The 17,254-nt window shown below is 49.1% G+C and carries 21 protein-coding genes and 1 pseudogene; 9 read left to right on the forward strand and 13 right to left on the reverse strand.

Annotation, left to right across the window (positions count from 1 at the left end; translation table 11 throughout):
* The first annotated feature begins 2 nt into the window (after window positions 1-2).
* On the forward strand, window positions 3-59 hold the full coding sequence (locus tag OQV04_RS25170; protein ID WP_003032489.1) for an IS1 family transposase: 57 nt from the start codon (window positions 3-5) through the stop codon (window positions 57-59).
* A 15-nt stretch (window positions 60-74) separates the two neighbouring features.
* On the opposite strand, the pseudogene lpfB reads toward OQV04_RS25170, so the two are convergent.
* The 4 genes and pseudogenes from lpfB to OQV04_RS19550 form a co-directional block, all read right to left on the reverse strand.
* Window positions 75-689: pseudogene (gene lpfB / locus OQV04_RS19535) on the reverse strand (long polar fimbrial biogenesis chaperone LpfB); the annotation flags it as partial.
* 64 nt (window positions 690-753) lie between these two features.
* Window positions 754-1,278: a long polar fimbria major subunit LpfA1 gene (lpfA1, locus tag OQV04_RS19540; protein WP_032281812.1), complete on the reverse strand. Its 525-nt coding sequence runs from the start codon at window positions 1,276-1,278 to the stop codon at window positions 754-756.
* Between the two features lie 340 nt (window positions 1,279-1,618).
* Window positions 1,619-2,821: an L-lactate MFS transporter gene (locus OQV04_RS19545; RefSeq protein WP_032281813.1), complete on the reverse strand. Its 1,203-nt coding sequence runs from the start codon at window positions 2,819-2,821 to the stop codon at window positions 1,619-1,621.
* A gap of 228 nt (window positions 2,822-3,049) precedes the next feature.
* The gene (locus OQV04_RS19550) at window positions 3,050-3,748 is read right to left on the reverse strand and encodes an autotransporter outer membrane beta-barrel domain-containing protein (RefSeq protein ID WP_000584472.1); all 699 of its coding nucleotides are present in this window, start codon (window positions 3,746-3,748) and stop codon (window positions 3,050-3,052) included.
* 157 nt (window positions 3,749-3,905) lie between these two features.
* Between OQV04_RS19550 and tag the strand changes: the two genes are divergently transcribed.
* Both tag and OQV04_RS19560 read left to right on the forward strand, forming a co-directional pair.
* On the forward strand, window positions 3,906-4,469 hold the full coding sequence (gene tag, locus OQV04_RS19555; protein WP_000438941.1) for a DNA-3-methyladenine glycosylase I: 564 nt from the start codon (window positions 3,906-3,908) through the stop codon (window positions 4,467-4,469).
* Window positions 4,466-4,906: an N-acetyltransferase gene (locus tag OQV04_RS19560; RefSeq protein WP_000617485.1), complete on the forward strand. Its 441-nt coding sequence runs from the start codon at window positions 4,466-4,468 to the stop codon at window positions 4,904-4,906. Before tag ends, OQV04_RS19560 begins: the two co-directional genes overlap by 4 nt.
* On the opposite strand, the gene bisC is transcribed toward OQV04_RS19560, so the two are convergent.
* Window positions 4,875-7,208: a biotin sulfoxide reductase gene (gene bisC / locus OQV04_RS19565; RefSeq protein ID WP_071999276.1), complete on the reverse strand. Its 2,334-nt coding sequence runs from the start codon at window positions 7,206-7,208 to the stop codon at window positions 4,875-4,877. The two genes, OQV04_RS19560 and bisC, sit on opposite strands and share 32 nt — an antisense overlap.
* 152 nt (window positions 7,209-7,360) lie before the next feature.
* Between bisC and OQV04_RS19570 the strand changes: the two genes are divergently transcribed.
* Together OQV04_RS19570 and ghrB are read left to right on the forward strand one after the other, a co-directional pair.
* Window positions 7,361-8,020, forward strand: coding sequence for an OmpA family lipoprotein (locus OQV04_RS19570; protein WP_000747625.1), 660 nt, complete (start codon window positions 7,361-7,363; stop codon window positions 8,018-8,020).
* Between the two features lie 103 nt (window positions 8,021-8,123).
* Complete coding sequence (gene ghrB, locus OQV04_RS19575) at window positions 8,124-9,098, forward strand: glyoxylate/hydroxypyruvate reductase GhrB (protein ID WP_000805011.1); 975 nt, start codon at window positions 8,124-8,126, stop codon at window positions 9,096-9,098.
* 49 nt (window positions 9,099-9,147) lie between these two features.
* Here the strand turns inward: ghrB and OQV04_RS19580 are convergent, their stop codons facing one another.
* On the reverse strand, window positions 9,148-9,858 hold the full coding sequence (locus OQV04_RS19580; protein WP_000190516.1) for a DUF3053 domain-containing protein: 711 nt from the start codon (window positions 9,856-9,858) through the stop codon (window positions 9,148-9,150).
* Between the two features lie 433 nt (window positions 9,859-10,291).
* Here OQV04_RS19580 and OQV04_RS19585 point away from each other — a divergent pair, with 433 nt between their 5' ends.
* The 3 genes from OQV04_RS19585 (at window position 10,292) to OQV04_RS19595 (ending at window position 11,286) form a co-directional block, all read left to right on the forward strand.
* Window positions 10,292-10,582: an HTH-type transcriptional regulator gene (locus tag OQV04_RS19585; RefSeq protein ID WP_000455798.1), complete on the forward strand. Its 291-nt coding sequence runs from the start codon at window positions 10,292-10,294 to the stop codon at window positions 10,580-10,582.
* 280 nt (window positions 10,583-10,862) lie between these two features.
* On the forward strand, window positions 10,863-11,075 hold the full coding sequence (cspE, locus tag OQV04_RS19590) for a transcription antiterminator/RNA stability regulator CspE (protein ID WP_000014594.1): 213 nt from the start codon (window positions 10,863-10,865) through the stop codon (window positions 11,073-11,075).
* Between the two features lie 139 nt (window positions 11,076-11,214).
* Entirely contained in the window at window positions 11,215-11,286 is a 72-nt protein-coding gene (locus OQV04_RS19595; protein WP_212734940.1) for a hypothetical protein, read from the forward strand.
* Here OQV04_RS19595 and hokA read toward each other — a convergent pair.
* The 4 genes from hokA to OQV04_RS19615 form a co-directional block, all read right to left on the reverse strand.
* Complete coding sequence (hokA, locus tag OQV04_RS19600; RefSeq protein WP_032213338.1) at window positions 11,263-11,400, reverse strand: type I toxin-antitoxin system toxin HokA; 138 nt, start codon at window positions 11,398-11,400, stop codon at window positions 11,263-11,265. The genes OQV04_RS19595 and hokA overlap by 24 nt on opposite strands.
* Window positions 11,401-11,642: 242 nt before the next feature.
* On the reverse strand, window positions 11,643-13,712 hold the full coding sequence (gene glyS / locus OQV04_RS19605; protein ID WP_001291788.1) for a glycine--tRNA ligase subunit beta: 2,070 nt from the start codon (window positions 13,710-13,712) through the stop codon (window positions 11,643-11,645).
* A 9-nt stretch (window positions 13,713-13,721) separates the two neighbouring features.
* Window positions 13,722-14,633, reverse strand: coding sequence for a glycine--tRNA ligase subunit alpha (glyQ, locus tag OQV04_RS19610; RefSeq protein ID WP_001168544.1), 912 nt, complete (start codon window positions 14,631-14,633; stop codon window positions 13,722-13,724).
* Between the two features lie 94 nt (window positions 14,634-14,727).
* A complete protein-coding gene (locus OQV04_RS19615) occupies window positions 14,728-15,027 on the reverse strand; it encodes a YsaB family lipoprotein (protein ID WP_000980111.1) in 300 nt (99 codons plus the stop codon).
* 174 nt (window positions 15,028-15,201) lie between these two features.
* On the opposite strand from OQV04_RS19615, the gene wecH reads away from it, so the two are divergent.
* Window positions 15,202-16,197 (forward strand): O-acetyltransferase WecH, encoded by a 996-nt coding sequence (gene wecH, locus OQV04_RS19620; protein WP_332642637.1) that lies wholly within the window; start codon window positions 15,202-15,204, stop codon window positions 16,195-16,197.
* 41 nt (window positions 16,198-16,238) lie between these two features.
* On the opposite strand, the gene yiaA is transcribed toward wecH, so the two are convergent.
* The 3 genes from yiaA to OQV04_RS25175 all read right to left on the reverse strand — a co-directional run.
* A complete protein-coding gene (gene yiaA, locus OQV04_RS19625; RefSeq protein ID WP_001296808.1) occupies window positions 16,239-16,676 on the reverse strand; it encodes an inner membrane protein YiaA in 438 nt (145 codons plus the stop codon).
* Between the two features lie 45 nt (window positions 16,677-16,721).
* Window positions 16,722-17,063, reverse strand: coding sequence for an inner membrane protein YiaB (yiaB, locus tag OQV04_RS19630; protein ID WP_045177444.1), 342 nt, complete (start codon window positions 17,061-17,063; stop codon window positions 16,722-16,724).
* A gap of 131 nt (window positions 17,064-17,194) precedes the next feature.
* A partial coding sequence (locus tag OQV04_RS25175) for an IS1 family transposase (protein ID WP_071528444.1) occupies window positions 17,195-17,254 on the reverse strand: 60 nt, incomplete at its 5' end.

A 17,254-nucleotide genomic window follows, 5' to 3' on the forward strand; every position in this document is an offset into this window, starting at 1 on the left:
CGGTGGAGCTGCATGACAAAGTCATCGGGCATTATCTGAACATAAAACACTATCAATAAGTTGGAGTCATTACCAACGCTACCTACCCCGGCGGGTAATGTGATATTTAATGCCCCTTTAGCGGGTACCATGCCTGCTTTTTCAATTTCTTTGTCATTCGCAAAAAATTGATTAAAGGTAATATTAAAAACTGTCGGATTATCAACGCGGAGCTGATTACCGTTACGCGTAAATCGCAGTTCATTTGGCGCGGTTTTTACATCACCCTTTAAACCTGCCGGGCGATAAAAAAGTTTGATTCGGGTGCGAACGGCAATCTGCAAAACATTTTTGTTTTCGCTGTCGTCACTTTTAGATGGAATGGCTTTCACATTAACCCAGTAGACCGATTCGCGATCCTGAGGCAGGCCGGGCGTAATATTCACAATACGCAAAATATTGTTCTTTTCTGGATCAAGCTTGAATAGTGGGGGCGTAATAATAAACGGTGTTTTTTTGCTGCCCGCGGCATCATCCACCCAGGATTGGATAAGAAACTCTTCCGTCTTACTTTTATTCTGTACGGTCAGCGAGGCTTCTTTCTTACTGCCATCATAAATTACGCGAGTAGAGCTAAGTCCGACGCCACCCGCCAGAACTGACTGTGAAAGGAACAGAGAGAGAGCCAACGCAACAAATTTACTTTTCATCATTCGATCCATGAACTTTGACGACTAATGGCGGCAATTACGCCGCCATTTGTAAAACGGACGATTACTCGTAAGACAGGTTGAAATCGACCTGCGCATTGCCGTAACCGGTCGTTACCGTTGCCAGAGTTGAAACGTAGTTGGCGGTAAAGTAGAGAACCGTCTGGCCTGTTTTCAGGTCAACACTTGCTTTACCACCGTTAAGAGCGACCAGGGTGTTGCTGTTATCATAAATACCGATACCAACACCTTTGGCCGCACCTGCTTCAGTGCTAACAGAAATCAGATCAGATTTATCTGCATCACCAACACCAGTAAAGCTCACATTGGCTTTTTTCATCGTTGTGGTATCGCAATCTTCCAGTTTGATTTCGAAAGGTTTCGCCGGGGATTTGTCACCAACCGCAGCAAATACAGATTTTTGTACCTGACCCAACACAACTTCCTGGTTCTGAGAGTCAACGGACAGTACGCAAGGTGAATCCACGATCTCGCCTGTAAATTTAACCGTACCATCACCAGATTCTGCTGCAAATGCAGAGCCGGAGGTTAACGCCAGTGCAGTTAAGGCAAAAACGACCTTTTTCATGAAAAACTCCATTTTATTAAATCACATTAATTAGCAAATAGTGATGCTTTAACATTGCATCAACTTTGAAGGCGGGATTATACAAATAAACAAGGAAAAGAAAATTAAGAGGATAAAATATCAATAAATTAAGAAAGTGTGAATTTTGATTTAAATCACTAAGTTGCCTTTCGGGATAAAAAATCAGGAATGATTTTTAGGAAAAAACAAATACAAAATATCAATTAATCAATCCATATACATTCACTTTGTAAATATATAGAGTTTTGTAATCTCCTTATTATTTTAAACGAAAAAAAGGGGCTCTCTCGCCCCTTCGTTAATAACCAACGCCATCTCATTAAATATGCGCCTCACGCAACACTTTCTGCTGCGGCTGGCGAATGGTGGTGGAAAGTGCCAGGGAAATAATCAGCAGAGCAAAGATGACGCAGAAAGTCACATAAAATCCACCGAATAGCGAGGCGATAATCGAACCGCAAATGCTGCCGATACCAAAACCGAGGTAAATCACACCGTAGTTTTTCGCCAGATTATTGAGGCCGAAGAACTCACTAACCAGTGACGGGAAAACGGTAATGGTGCCGCCGAAGTTAAATGCTACACAAGCAATCGCGGCGAAGAATGTTAACGCGTTAAGCGGTGCAAACAGCAGAGCAGCCATGCCCACCAGTGACACTACCTGACCAATGGTGATGACGCGAATACGCGAGATTTTGTCAGACAGAATACCCAGCACCAGGCGCCCGCTAAGGTTGGCGATGGAAATAACAGTGACTGCATTGGCTGCAGAAACCACATCAAGGTGTGCCAGACTTTGGGCGATATCTTTCGCTACCCCAATCACGTACAGGCCGCTCATGCAGGCAGTCAGGAACATTACCGCTAACATCCAGTACTGCGGTTTACGCATCGACTCTGCCAGCGTGTAATCTTTCTCCACCACACCATTGCTGGTTTTCACTTCCTGTTTTGGTGCGTCTTTCATTAACGTTGCGCCGAAAACAATCATCACCAGCGCAATCGCTCCCCAAATCACAAAGGTTTTTTCCAGACCGACCGTTTCCAGCAGCTGCGTGTCGATAAATTTGAAACCCAGGCTACCCAGACCATAAGAACCGATAGCGAACGCGGAGATCAGACCTTTACGCTCCGGGAACCATTTCACGCAGTTAGAGAGCGTCAGCAGGTAACCCGCGCCATCCGCCAGACCGACCAGCACACCGGCGCTTAACCACAGCATCATCAGGTTGTCAGAATGCGCTGTCAGGAAGAACCCTAATCCCAGCAAAATGCCGGAAGCGATGGTGACGCGTTTAACACCAAAACGTTCCTGCAATTTGCCCGCAACAGAAGACGAAATTGCCAGCCCCAGACTTAACAAGCCGAAAGAGAAAGCGACCTGGCTTACCGGCGCATCCAGCTTGGCGGAAAGCGCGCCGTTAAACAGGCTCCAGGTATAAACCGACCCCAGCGCAAACTGGGTAATGATAGTACCGATGAGTGTCAGCCAGCGGGTACGCTGATAATTTGAAGGTGTCATGGCAGTATTCCTGCAGTAATAAAAAGGAAAAATCTCTGCCGACAACCATAACGAAGTGCACTTTATGCCTGGGGAAAAACGGCATGAAATGCCATCAGAACGGAATGAAATGCCTTAGTTCAGGAATGAATGACGCGACAATTATTCACCAAATTTATTATTTGGTAAGTTAGCACCCACTATCGCCACAACTATTGTTATTCAATGGTTTCAATTGTGATTGTTACGTTAAAATCTGGCACTAACCCCCATCGTATACAGATAATCGCTATTGTTAGTGGTATTTTCTGCCTGAGATAGCGCGGCATAGGCGGCAATATTTTGATTGAGCAACATATCAGCGCCTACGGTGACATCCAGCCAGTTGCCGTTCTGGTTTGTCGCCGTCATCCGGCTCAGGCCTGATTGCGCCTTCCAGATATTCTCGCCAAATTGCTGGTTATAGCTGATTTGCGCCCAGGGTCGGAGATCGCCAAGCCGGGAGTCAACACGCCAGCCTAAGGTACTCACGCTGGCATGCCATAACGGATCGGTCAGCGTGGTAGTACTGTCGCCAAACTCGTTATACATCGAGGTGGTTGTGCCATCGTAATGTAATGCCGCGACCGGGCCAGTTGTAACCTGTTCATATAAAGGAAAATTCCAGCCCATACTCATACTGCTGGTCACATCCACAGGGGTTTCTTCCGCCAGATTGACTTCCAGTCCCAGCGCCCTTTGGCTACTTTGAATACGTTGCGACAAAATATCGTTGTAATCAGGTTGATGATCACTATCCCAGGTGTAACGCTCTGTGGAATGCCCGGGTTGCGTATCAACGATATATTCTTGTTGCCAGGCGTAAGCTGTGTTGAGAAAAAAGGCACTGATTACCACACTCGCCAGCAGGCTTAGCTGCCAGCGACCACCGCTTTTTTTTATGATCATTAACACGACTCCAGGGAAGAGCCGAATTCGGCAATATTATTGTCATTGTATGAAGGATATCGGGCATAGTAGCCCTGTATTAAATATTGACTTTTTCACCGATGCGTCAAGAAAAGCGGCTGAAATTTTTACGATCGGGTACATAGCGAGGGAAAGTATGGAACGTTGCGGCTGGGTGAGTCAGGACCCGCTTTATATTGCCTACCATGATAATGAGTGGGGCGTGCCTGAAACTGACAGTAAAAAACTGTTCGAAATGATCTGCCTGGAAGGGCAGCAGGCTGGGTTATCGTGGATCACCGTCCTCAAAAAACGCGAAAACTATCGCGCCTGCTTTCATCAGTTCGATCCGGTGAAGGTTGCCGCAATGCAGGAAGAGGATATCGAAAGACTGGTACAGGACGCCGGGATTATCCGCCATCGCGGGAAAATTCAGGCAATTATTGGTAATGCGCGGGCGTACCTGCAAATGGAACAGAACGGCGAACCGTTTGCCGACTTTGTCTGGTCGTTTGTAAATCATCAGCCACAGGTGACACAAGCCACAACGTTGAGCGAAATCCCCACATCTACGCCCGCCTCCGACGCCCTATCTAAGGCACTGAAAAAACGTGGTTTTAAGTTTGTCGGTACCACAATCTGTTACTCCTTTATGCAGGCATGTGGGCTGGTGAATGATCATGTGGTTGGCTGCTGTTGCTATCCGGGAAATAAACCATGATTAGGGAAGCGCAACGTTCAGAACTCCCCGCGATCCTCGAACTGTGGCTGGAAAGTACAACCTGGGGCCATCCCTTTATAAAAGCGAATTACTGGCGCGAGTGCATTCCGCTGGTGCGGGATGCCTATCTTGCCAACGCACAAAACTGGGTCTGGGAAGAAGACAGTAAGCTTCTCGGTTTTGTCAGCATTATGGAAGGCCGATTTCTGGCAGCGATGTTTGTCGCACCGAAGGCCGTCAGGCGCGGTATTGGTAAGGCGCTGATGCAGTATGTGCAACAGCGCCATCCCCATCTGATGCTGGAGGTTTATCAAAAAAATCAACCGGCGATAGATTTTTACCAGGCGCAGGGTTTTCACATTGTCGATTGCGCATGGCAGGATGAAACCCAACTACCCACCTGGATTATGAGCTGGCCGGTGGTTCAAACGCTGTAAGTGTCAGTTCCGGACCGTTGTATTTTTCTAGCCATGCCAGCGCCGTATTACCCGCACAGCCATTCCCCAGCCGCGAGCTGGGGAGATCTTTGGTCAGCACGTTGACTGCGCCGTTTTTACAAATACCGTCAGCGGTTAAATCCAAATCCGGCCATGCCCCTTCGTGAATACAAATCACGCCAGGTTTAATTCCCTCGCTAATGACCGCTCCGGCAAGAATTTGCCCGCGTGCGTTCCACAGCCGAACAGTATCGCCATCTTGTATGCCGCGCGCCTGGGCATCGTCAGGATGAATGGTGACAGGCTCACGGTTTGCCACCGCGTACAATTCGCGCAGAGAACTGTAATTCAGCTGGCTGTGCAGACGATGCGCCGGATGAGCAGAAAGTACCTGTAACTGTTCCGGTTCGGCATTGCCCTGCCATTCGTCCGGCACCAGCCACATTGGATGCCCCGGGCAATCCGGATAAGCGTAATCGGCAATACGCTGCGAGAAGATTTCAATCTTACTGCTGGCGGTTTTTAATGGATGCACCTGCGGATCCCGGCAAAAATCAGCGAAGCGAATAAACCGCTCGCTGTCCGGGTTTTCCGGCATCTCAATTAACTGATTGGCTTGCCAGAACTCAGCAAATGGCGGCAATTCAACCTGCTGGCTTGCCCCGCGCTGTCGGGCAACGTTATAAAACGTTTCCAGCCATTGCAGCTCACTTTTTCCTTCCGTAAAACGTGCATAACCGCCCTTCTCCCAGCGTTCACTTAACTCGGCAAAAACATCAAAATCATTACGCGCTTCATAGCGTGGCGGCACCACTTGCTTCATCGGCACCAGATGCTGATTACTATAATCACCGGTCATGGTGAGATCATTACGCTCAAAAGAGGTAGTCGCAGGCAGAACGATATCCGCGTGTTTCGCCGCCGCCGTCCAGAAGCATTCAGAGATCACCACCAGCTCCGGTTTTTGCCAGGCACGGATCAGGCGATTGGTATCCTGATGATGAGTAAAGTTGGCACCGCCCGCCCACCAGATAAAACGAATATCCGGGAAATGTCGGTCCATACCGTTGTGTTGATATGCGCCACCGGGGTTTTCCAGTGCTTCAACAATGCGGGCGACAGGGATTTTATCTACCGCATCGCAGCCACCCGGCAAGCTGCCCTGCATGGAAGAGAGTACCGCAGCGCGCCGCGTGGGGTTACCACCATTGGCAAAATGGTAAGAAAGACCAAAACCGCCGCCGGGTGTGCCGATTTGCCCCAACATTGCTGCCAGCGTGACGATCATCCAGTGTTTTTGCTCACCAAACTGTTGGCGCTGCATTCCCCAGCCAGCCATCAGCATGGTGGTATTTTGGTGGAAAATAGCCGCCAGCTCGCGGATTTTCGCTGCGCCAACACCACAAATCTCTGCTGCCCATTCGGCGGTTTTCGCTATTCCGTCACTCTCGCCCAGCAAATAAGAGGCGAAGACGGCATAACCTGTGGTGCAACGCGCCAGAAACGCTTCGTCGTGCCAACCATTTTCCACCAGCGTATGGGCGATCCCCAGCATCAGCGCAACATCAGTGCCCATGTGCGGTGCCACCCACTCCATTTTATCGCCAAAGAAATCGACGGTTTCCGATCGCATTGGATCAATGCAGATCAGCTTTTTCCCGCTGTCACGCAGTGCAGAAAAGTAAGAAAGCCCCTGCTCATCGGATGCATTCCACGCAATTTTCAGCGTATTGAGTGGGTTAGCACTCCACAGCACCACGACATCGCTATGTTCCAGCACCAGCGGCCAACTGGTCTGCTGTTGATAAACTTCACTACCACCCACGACATACGGCATGATCGCCTGTGCCGCGCCGGTCGAATAATCCCCCAGATGCCCGGTATAACCGCCTGCCAGCGCCATATAGCGTTGTAATAATGTCGAGGCCTTATGCAGCACGCCGTTTGAACGCCAGCCGTAGGAACCAGCAAAAATCGATGCCGGACCATAAGCCTCACGAATGCGTTTATGTTGTTGGTGAATAAGATCCAGCGCCTCATCCCAACTCACGCGAACAAATTCATCCTGCCCACGAATGCCTTGCGGGTTTTCCGGTGACGCGAGAAAGCCTTTGCGCACCATTGGAAATCGTACCCGCGTATTGCTGTGAACCTGGTCGCGAACCGCGCTCTGCAAGGAGTTTTCCATTCCTGTGGCTAACGCGCCACGCGAGCTAAACACGGTTTCGCCGTCGGTTTCAACCAGCATGGGCCCCCAATGGGCGGCAGTCAGAACGGAATATCGTGAGGATGAGTTGGCCAAACCGAAGACTCCTGAAAGGTTAGATGTATTGAGCAGTTAAATATTACTTACAAATTTCCGAGTATTCCCAGGAATAATCTTCATGTTCACGCGGCATAATCTCCCGCCACGGAACCCGTGGCAAAGAATAAAAAGGTTATTAAGGATTAACAATGAAGAAACGTGTTTATCTTATTGCCGCCGTAGTGAGTGGCGCTCTGGCGGTATCTGGCTGCACAACTAACCCTTACACCGGCGAACGCGAAGCAGGTAAATCTGCTATCGGCGCAGGTCTGGGCTCTCTCGTGGGCGCGGGTATTGGTGCGCTCTCTTCTTCGAAGAAAGATCGCGGTAAAGGCGCGCTGATTGGCGCAGCAGCAGGCGCAGCTCTGGGCGGCGGCGTGGGTTATTACATGGATGTGCAGGAAGCGAAGCTGCGTGACAAAATGCGCGGCACTGGTGTTAGTGTAACCCGCAGCGGGGATAACATTATCCTCAATATGCCGAACAATGTGACCTTCGACAGCAGCAGCGCGACCCTGAAACCTGCGGGCGCTAACACCCTGACCGGCGTGGCAATGGTGCTGAAAGAGTATCCGAAAACGGCGGTTAACGTGATTGGTTATACCGACAGCACGGGTGGTCACGATCTGAACATGCGTCTCTCCCAGCAGCGTGCGGATTCCGTTGCCAGCGCGTTGATCACCCAGGGCGTGGACGCCAGCCGCATCCGTACTCAGGGCCTTGGCCCGGCTAACCCAATCGCCAGCAACAGCACCGCAGAAGGTAAGGCGCAAAACCGCCGTGTAGAAATTACCTTAAGCCCGCTGTAATCCCTTTCATGCCAGGTGATGCAGAAATCACCTGGCATTCTTCAGTTTTCCTTCATCATATTTCAGGCTAAGGTGATCGCCTTATCAGTGAATGGAGAGAAGCATGAAGCCGTCCGTTATCCTCTACAAAGCCTTACCTGATGATTTACTGCAACGCCTGCAAGAGCATTTCACCGTTCACCAGGTGGCAAACCTCAGCCCACAAACCGTCGATCAAAATGCAGCAATTTTTGCAGAAGCTGAAGGTTTACTGGGTTCAAACGAGAATGTAGATGCCGCATTGCTGGAAAAAATGCCGAAACTGCGTGCCACATCAACGATCTCCGTCGGCTATGACAATTTTGATGTCGATGCGCTTACCGCCCGAAAAATTCTGCTGATGCACACGCCAACCGTATTAACAGAAACCGTCGCCGATACGCTGATGGCGCTGGTGTTGTCTACCGCTCGTCGGGTTGTGGAGGTAGCAGAACGGGTAAAAGCAGGCGAATGGACCGCGAGCATAGGCCCGGACTGGTACGGCACTGACGTTCACCATAAAACACTGGGCATTGTCGGGATGGGACGGATCGGCATGGCGCTGGCACAACGTGCGCACTTTGGCTTCAACATGCCCATCCTCTATAACGCGCGCCGCCACCATAAAGAAGCAGAAGAACGCTTCAACGCCCGCTACTGCGATTTGGATACACTGTTACAAGAGTCAGATTTCGTTTGCCTGATCCTGCCGTTAACTGATGAGACGTATCATCTATTTGGCGCAGAACAATTCGCCAAAATGAAATCCTCCGCCATATTCATTAATGCCGGACGTGGCCCGGTGGTTGATGAAAATGCACTGATTGCTGCATTGCAGAAAGGCGAAATTCACGCCGCCGGGCTGGATGTCTTCGAACAAGAGCCACTTTCCGTAGATTCGCCGTTGCTCTCAATGGCCAACGTCGTCGCAGTACCGCATATTGGATCTGCCACCCATGAGACGCGTTATGGCATGGCCGCCTGTGCCGTGGATAATTTGATTGATGCGTTACAAGGAAAGGTTGAGAAGAACTGTGTGAATCCGCACGTCGCGGACTAAGCCGCGACTGCGTGGAGTAAAGCCCGATAATCGCTCGGGCTTTTACTCTTTATTGGGTTGCAGTAACTGCTGTAGTCCAGGCCTGATTAAACGCCTGATGTTGTGCCGGTAATGGCGCAATCAGTTTGTTATATTCACTTGCCTGCTGTGAAGTCGGGAACTGGATGCCATTTGCTACAAAGCTCACCTGAGTACCTTGTTGGGCAATGTAGTCTCCAACCATCACCAGTTGTTGCGTGAAAGTTTGTGCCGCCGGAATCAACGGTTGCAATGCATCAGCTGGCGTCGTTACCACTTTGGTGAATGCCTGATCAAAGACCGGTTTCAGGTCATCACTCTGTTTTAGCGCAGAGTGCGCAGCATCGGCCTGCAACTTCGCATTTTGCAGTTGTTGCGCCAGCACACCCAGCGAACCATTCATTTCACGCAGCGGACCGCTTTGCGTAACGTAATCCTGCGGTACGCGAATTGCGTTAACGCTGTCTACAACCGGGCGCAGACCGGAATCCATCGCCTGATTCACCTGCTGAGAATAACCATACAGAATCGCGTAATCAGAGACAAAAGGACCAAACTGTTTTTTCTGATCGGCAGTCAGGGTTGGTAGACGTTCACCGCTACGCATCACTGTATTCTGCAGGAAGTCGATAAACGCTTTACGCTGATCGCCTTCTTTATCAAAACACCCACTCAGGCTAACTACCATTAATAACGCCGCAAGAGGCGCAAACCAGCGAGAGCAGGACTTTCCTGTCGCCATTTTCTTACTCCTTTCACCCAAAAAAAGCGCACAACGACACACGCGTGTCTGACGTGACAAGGATAGTCCAGGACAGGCTTGCAGGATACCCTTTCTACGTAATCTTCCTGGTAAAATCATGGAGAAAATGAAACAAGGTTAATTTGTTGTTTCATTGTTAAAAAATGATATTGCCGTTGCCTTTTTTGTAGCCAGAGATTTACGCCTTCGCAGAAGGTTAGATTTTCGAAATCTTTACAAACCAGGAGTGGTAAGAGATATATCGGCATTTATCAGATCGTTAGGTGGCTATAAGTCACGCTAAATGACTGGCTGAATCGAATCATAGCCAGAGCATGCCCTGACTTCACCCCGCTGTGTCTGCTTTTCCCGACTATTCTTAATGAGCTTCGATGCAATTCACGATCCCGCAGTGTGATTTGAGGAGTTTTCAATGGAATATAAAGATCCAATGCATGAGCTGTTGAGCAGCCTGGAACAGATTGTTTTTAAAGATGAAACGCAGAAAATTACCCTGACGCACAGAACAACGTCCTGTACCGAAATTGAGCAGTTACGAAAAGGGACAGGATTAAAAATCGATGATTTCGCCCGGGTTTTGGGCGTATCAGTCGCCATGGTAAAGGAATGGGAATCCAGACGCGTGAAGCCTTCAAGTGCCGAACTAAAATTGATGCGTTTGATTCAAGCCAACCCGGCATTAAGTAAGCAGTTGATGGAATAGACTTTTATCCACTTTATTGCTGTTTACGGTCCTGATGACAGGACCGTTTTCCAACCGATTAATCATAAATATGAAAAATAATTGTTGCATCACCCGCCAATGCGTGGCTTAATGCACATCAACGGTTTGACGTACAGACCATTAAAGCAGTGTAGTAAGGCAAGTCCCTTCAAGAGTTATCGTTGATACCCCTCGTAGTGCACATTCCTTTAACGCTTCAAAATCTGTAAAGCACGCCATATCGCCGAAAGGCACACTTAATTATTAAAGGTAATACACTATGTCCGGTAAAATGACTGGTATCGTAAAATGGTTCAACGCTGACAAAGGCTTCGGCTTCATCACTCCTGACGATGGCTCTAAAGACGTGTTCGTACACTTCTCTGCTATCCAGAACGATGGTTACAAATCTCTGGACGAAGGTCAGAAAGTGTCCTTCACCATCGAAAGCGGCGCTAAAGGCCCGGCAGCTGGTAACGTAACCAGCCTGTAATCTCTGCTTAAAAGCACAGAATCTAAGATCCCTGCCATTTGGCGGGGATTTTTTTATTTGTTTTTCAGGAAATAAATAATCGATCGCGTAATAAAATCTAGTATTATTTTTGTGAAAAATAAATTTGGGTGCAATGAGAATGCGCAACGCCGTAAGAAAGGCGGGAATAACTTCCCGCCGAAGACTCTTACTCTTTCAAATTGCAGGCTAAAAATGCCGCCAGCTCATAACCCCCCTGTTTAATATGCAATTCACACAGTGAATCTCTTATCATCCAGGTGAAAAATAAAAGCGTGAAACAAATGGGTGCAGTACACTTTTTGATTTATAGTCAGGTGGGACTTTTCTCTGTCTGCCTTTCGGTGAATACCTGAGACAAACAGTCTCAAGCACCCGTGGCTATTCTAGCTTAATAAGTTTGTTTCTTCTCCTTGATATAATCCTAAAAAATCTCATAAAATTAATATATGAGATAATCTTTATTCAGCAGAAGATTATTAAAGGTTGCTGTATTATTTAGCGATAAAAAAAGCCTGCCAGATGGCAGGCTTTTTAATAACGGCGTTATTACTGCAACAGCGAAATATCCGCAACGCGCAGGAACAGTTCGCGCAGTTTCTCCAGCATGGTCAGACGGTTGATACGCAATTCTTTGTCATCAACCATGACCATCACTTTATCGAAGAAGGCATCGACCGGTTCACGCAGCTCTGCCAGTTCGACCAGCGCATCCTGGTAACGACCTTCCGCAAAGTACGGCTCCAGCTTGTCACGTAGCACCACAACCTGCATCGCCAGTTTAATTTCTTCCGGCTCTTTCAGAGTAGAGGCATTCACGCGATCGCTCAGCACTTCGTCAGATTTCGCCAGGATGTTAGATACACGTTTGTTCGCCGCCGCCAGTGCTGCAGCTGCTTCCAGGGTACGGAAGTGCGATACCGCTTTCATGCGGGCATCGAAATCAGCCGGACGAGTCGGACGACGCGCCAGTACCGCCTGGATGGTGTCAACGGTATAACCTTCGTCCTGATACCAGGCGCGGAAGCGACCGAGCATAAAGTCGATAACATCATCAACTACGTTGGCATTAGTCAGCTTATCGCCATACAGACGCACCGCTTCTTCGGTCAGCGTTTGCAGATCAAGGTTGAGGTTCTTCTCAACGATAATTCGCAGCACGCCAAGTGCGGCACGACGCAGCGCAAACGGGTCTTTGTCGCCTTTCGGATGCTGACCGATACCGAAGATACCCGCCAGAGTATCCATCTTATCAGCAATCGCCAGCGCACAAGCTACCGGGTTGGACGGCAGGTCATCACCGGCAAAGCGCGGCTGATACTGCTCATTCAGCGCGACGGCTACGTCTTCCGCTTCGCCATCGTGACGCGCGTAGTGCATCCCCATAACGCCTTGGGTGTCGGTGAACTCGAAGACCATGTTGGTCATCAGGTCACACTTAGACAGCAGGCCCGCACGGGTTGCGTGGTTAACGTCAGCGCCAATCTGTTCGGCGATCCAGCCAGCCAGCGCCTGGATGCGGTCAGTTTTGTCACGCAGCGTACCCAGCTGTTGCTGGAACAGCACGGTTTGCAGACGCGGCAGGTTATCTTCCAGACGTTTTTTACGGTCGGTGTTGAAGAAGAACTCGGCATCAGCCAGACGTGGACGAACGACTTTCTCGTTACCAGAGATAATTTGCTGCGGATCTTTCGATTCGATGTTGGCAACGAAGATAAAGTTCGGCAGCAGTTTGCCGTCGTTCGCATACACCGGGAAGTACTTCTGGTCACCTTTCATGGTGTAAACCAGTGCTTCAGACGGCACCGCGAGGAATTTCTCTTCAAATTTCGCGGTTAGAACGACCGGCCACTCCACCAGCGAAGCCACTTCTTCCAGCAGGCTTTCGCTTAAGTCAGCGTTACCGCCAATCTTACGCGCTGCTTCTTCGGCATCGGCTTTAATCTTCGCCTTACGTTCTTCGTAATCGGCGATGACTTTCCCACGCTCACGCAGAATTTCCGGATACTGATCGGCGTTATCGATGGTGAATTCCGGCTCGCCCATAAAGCGGTGGCCGCGAATCACGCGATCGGACTGAATGCCCAGAATGGTTGCAGGAATGACTTTGTCGCCCAGCAGCAGGGTCACGGTGTGCACCGGACGCACGAAGTGCACGTCGCTTGCACCCCAGCGCATCAGTTTCGGAATCGGCAGTTTCGCCAGCGAAGTCGCAACCATATTCGGCAGCAGTGCTTCAGTGCTTTCGCCCTTCACATGGGCGCGATACAGCAGCCATTCGCCTTTATCGGTAGTCAGACGCTCAGCCTGGTCAACGGTAATACCGCAACCACGCGCCCAACCTTCTGCCGCTTTGCTCGGTTTGCCTTCAGCGTCGAACGCCTGGGCAATCGCCGGGCCGCGTTTTTCGATTTCACGATCCGGTTGCGCTTCCGCCAGGTTAGCTACTTTCAGCGCCAGACGACGCGGAGCAGCAAACCATTGAACGGTGCCGTGTGCGAGGCCAGCGTTATCCAGCTCCGCAGTAAAGTTCGCAGCAAAGGACTCTGCCAGGCTGCGCAGTGCTTTTGGTGGCAGCTCTTCAGTGCCGATTTCCACCAGAAAAGTTTTCTCAGACATAGCCGCCTCTTACTTATCTTTGTTGCACATCGGGAAGCCGAGGGCTTCACGGGAAGCGTAATATGCTTCTGCCACTGCTTTGGTCAGGGTGCGAATGCGCAGAATGTAGCGCTGACGCTCGGTGACGGAGATGGCTTTACGCGCATCCAGCAGGTTGAAGCTGTGGGCGGCTTTCAGAATACGCTCGTAAGCTGGCAGCGGCAGCGGATTTTCCAGCGCCAGCAGCTGCTGCGCTTCTTTCTCGTACTGCTCAAAGCAGGTGAACAGGAAGTCCACGTCCGCGTATTCGAAGTTGTAAGTGGACTGCTCCACTTCGTTCTGATGGAACACGTCGCCGTAGGTGGTTTTACCCAGCGGGCCGTCGCTCCAGACCAGGTCGTAAACGCTGTCTACGCCCTGAATGTACATGGCCAGACGTTCCAGACCGTAGGTGATCTCGCCGGTAACCGGTTTACACTCCAGACCACCAACCTGCTGGAAGTAAGTGAACTGCGTCACTTCCATGCCGTTTAGCCACACTTCCCAGCCCAGTCCCCAGGCACCCAGCGTCGGGTTTTCCCAGTTATCTTCCACGAAACGGATATCGTGGATAGTCGGGTCCATGCCCAGCTCTTTCAGAGAACCAAGGTACAGCTCCTGAATATTGTCCGGCGATGGCTTAATGACCACCTGGAACTGATAGTAGTGCTGTAAACGGTTGGGGTTTTCGCCGTAGCGACCATCGGTCGGGCGACGAGAAGGCTGAACATAAGCAGCCGCCATCGGTTCTGGCCCCAGCGCGCGCAGACAGGTCATTGGGTGAGAGGTTCCCGCGCCGACTTCCATGTCCAATGGTTGAACAATGGTGCAGCCCTGGCGAGCCCAGTAATCCTGTAAGGTCAGGATCAAGCCCTGGAAGGTCCTGGTATCAAACTTTTGCATATTATTTCGTGCTGGATACGTGTGGATTTAAAGGAAGGGATCAGTATACCCGCTGGATGGAAGATATACAGTATGAAACGGGAAAAAGCAGGGCTTAACGCATGGAAAGATGCAAAAAATGGCCATCTGCGTCAAAAGAACAGACAAACTGCTCTTTACGGAAGGTATAACCGCGCATTTCATAGCTTCCCTGGAACTGTTCGAAGGCGGTGACGTCGATTTTTTGCTCGCCGGTGTTATAACGTTTTGCCGCCTGATCCTTGCATAACGCTTCCATATTCAACGAACGCAGAGGATCAACCTTTACCCGTTGTGCTTTCTGCACGGGTGACGGTGTAGAACAACCCACTAGCACCATAAGCGCCATTGCCGGAAAGAAAGCGTTCATCATCATTAAATTACCGTCTGGTTTGCAGGTGAGTCTTATTATTTATATCGGTATAGTGGCTGATATCTTACGAATTTCCTTAAGCCTCTATAAGCTGTAGTGTTAAAACTCAGATTATTCCAGTGCGCCAACTGAATGATTTATCGGTCAGACTTTTTTTAACCAGATACAGAGACACAGATGCAGCCCAAAATTTACTGGATTGATAACCTGCGAGGGATAGCGTGTTTAATGGTGGTGATGATTCACACCACTACCTGGTATGTGACCAATGCTCATAGTGTTAGCCCCGTCACCTGGGATATCGCCAATGTTCTGAACTCTGCCTCTCGTGTCAGCGTGCCGCTATTTTTCATGATTTCCGGCTATCTCTTTTTTGGCGAACGCAGCGCCCAGCCGCGCCATTTCTTGCGTATCGGCTTATGTCTGTTTTTTTATAGCGCAATCGCGCTGCTCTACATTGCACTGTTTACCTCCATTAATGTGGAGTTAGCGCTGAAAAACCTGCTGCAAAAGCCAGTGTTTTACCACTTATGGTTTTTCTTCGCGATTGCGGTGATTTATCTGGTTTCACCGCTGATTCAGGCGAAGAACGTCGGCGGAAAAATGTTGCTGGTGCTAATGGTGGTGATTGGTATCATCGCTAACCCAAACACCGTGCCGCAGAAAATCGACGGTTTTGAATGGCTGCCAATTAACTTATATATCAATGGCGATACTTTTTACTACATTCTGTATGGCATGTTGGGCCGCGCTTTAGGGATGATGGACACACAGCATAAAGCACTGTCGTGGGTGAGCGCCGCACTGTTTGCGACGGGAGTTTTTATTATCTCTCGCGGGACATTATATGAATTGCAGTGGCGCGGAAATTTTGCCGATACCTGGTATCTTTACTGTGGGCCGATGGTTTTTATCTGCGCAATCGCGCTATTGACTCTGGTTAAAAACACGCTGGATACGCGTACCATTCGCGGACTTGGCTTAATCTCCCGCCATTCGTTGGGTATATACGGATTCCACGCCTTGATTATCCATGCGCTGCGCACCCGGGGAATTGAGCTTAAAAATTGGCCAATACTGGATATTATTTGGATTTTTTGCGCGACGTTGGCAGCGAGTTTGTTACTTTCTATGCTGGTACAACGAATCGACAGAAACAGATTAGTGAGTTAAGTAAAAGCCCGGTCACATTGGACTGACCGGGCTTACGTGAGTTATTCGCTGTATTCTTCCTGGGTAACCTGTGTTTCTTTTGGTGGGTTTATTCCGGCATCACGAATATTTTTCTGCACCGCTACTGCACCAAACAAGCTTAAGAAGAAAGCCAGTCCATAAAAACCTTTTTCGCTGAGTAATAATGTCGCATTCCACAGACCTACCATCAGTAATGCAACAGAGATAATAAAGACAGTCAGGCAGGTCATATAATAAATGGAAGTGGTCGGTATGCCTTCATACTTGTCCCGAACAGTCTTTTGATAAGACGCCGCAGAAAACAGTCCTAATACCAGTACGGCAAAATAATATCCTTTTTCATTTAACTGCATCTCTGCATTCCATAGCCCTAACAGATAGGTAACGATACCACCAACGAGAGCTATCCATGACACAATACTAAAGGCCGGTGAATAGGTTGATATTTTGTTGTCCATCACAGTATTCCTTTCATTCCTGAATGTGTAAGAGCTTTATATTGCTCATACCGAGCGAAACAAACGCATTTGACCAAACAAGCAGACAAAAAAGGCGATGGGGTAGATCACCATTTCATAAGCATTGATAGGTGCATTTAAAACACCGATAAACAAGAGACCGATAGTGATTAACGCAACTAACTGGCAAATATGGGTAAAAAAATTATCCAGTTGCCCGCGTTTTTCTGCGCGAAGATATGCATAGTTGCCAAAAGTTGCTGTCATTAACACGCCAAGAAAATAGCCTTTTCCACTCAACAATGGGCATGAGATCCATAGCCCAACCAGATAAACCAGCGCCCCGACAACAAATAATAGTTTTGCCACAGTTTTTGAGGTTTTCATAACGATCTCCATATCTACCAGCGATACATTACGAGTAACCAACGAAAGACAAAACTGAAAAATGCCATTAACAAATGATTTTCAGAATAAATTCATACTAAATATTAATTAATTACGGTAATGACTCCAACTTATTGATAGTGTTTTATGTTCAGATAATGCCCGATGACTTTGTCATGCAGCTCCACCGA

Origin of the sequence: Escherichia sp. Lx600-2 (assembly GCF_036662595.1) — a bacterium.
Classification (GTDB): Bacteria; Pseudomonadota; Gammaproteobacteria; order Enterobacterales; family Enterobacteriaceae; genus Escherichia; species Escherichia coli.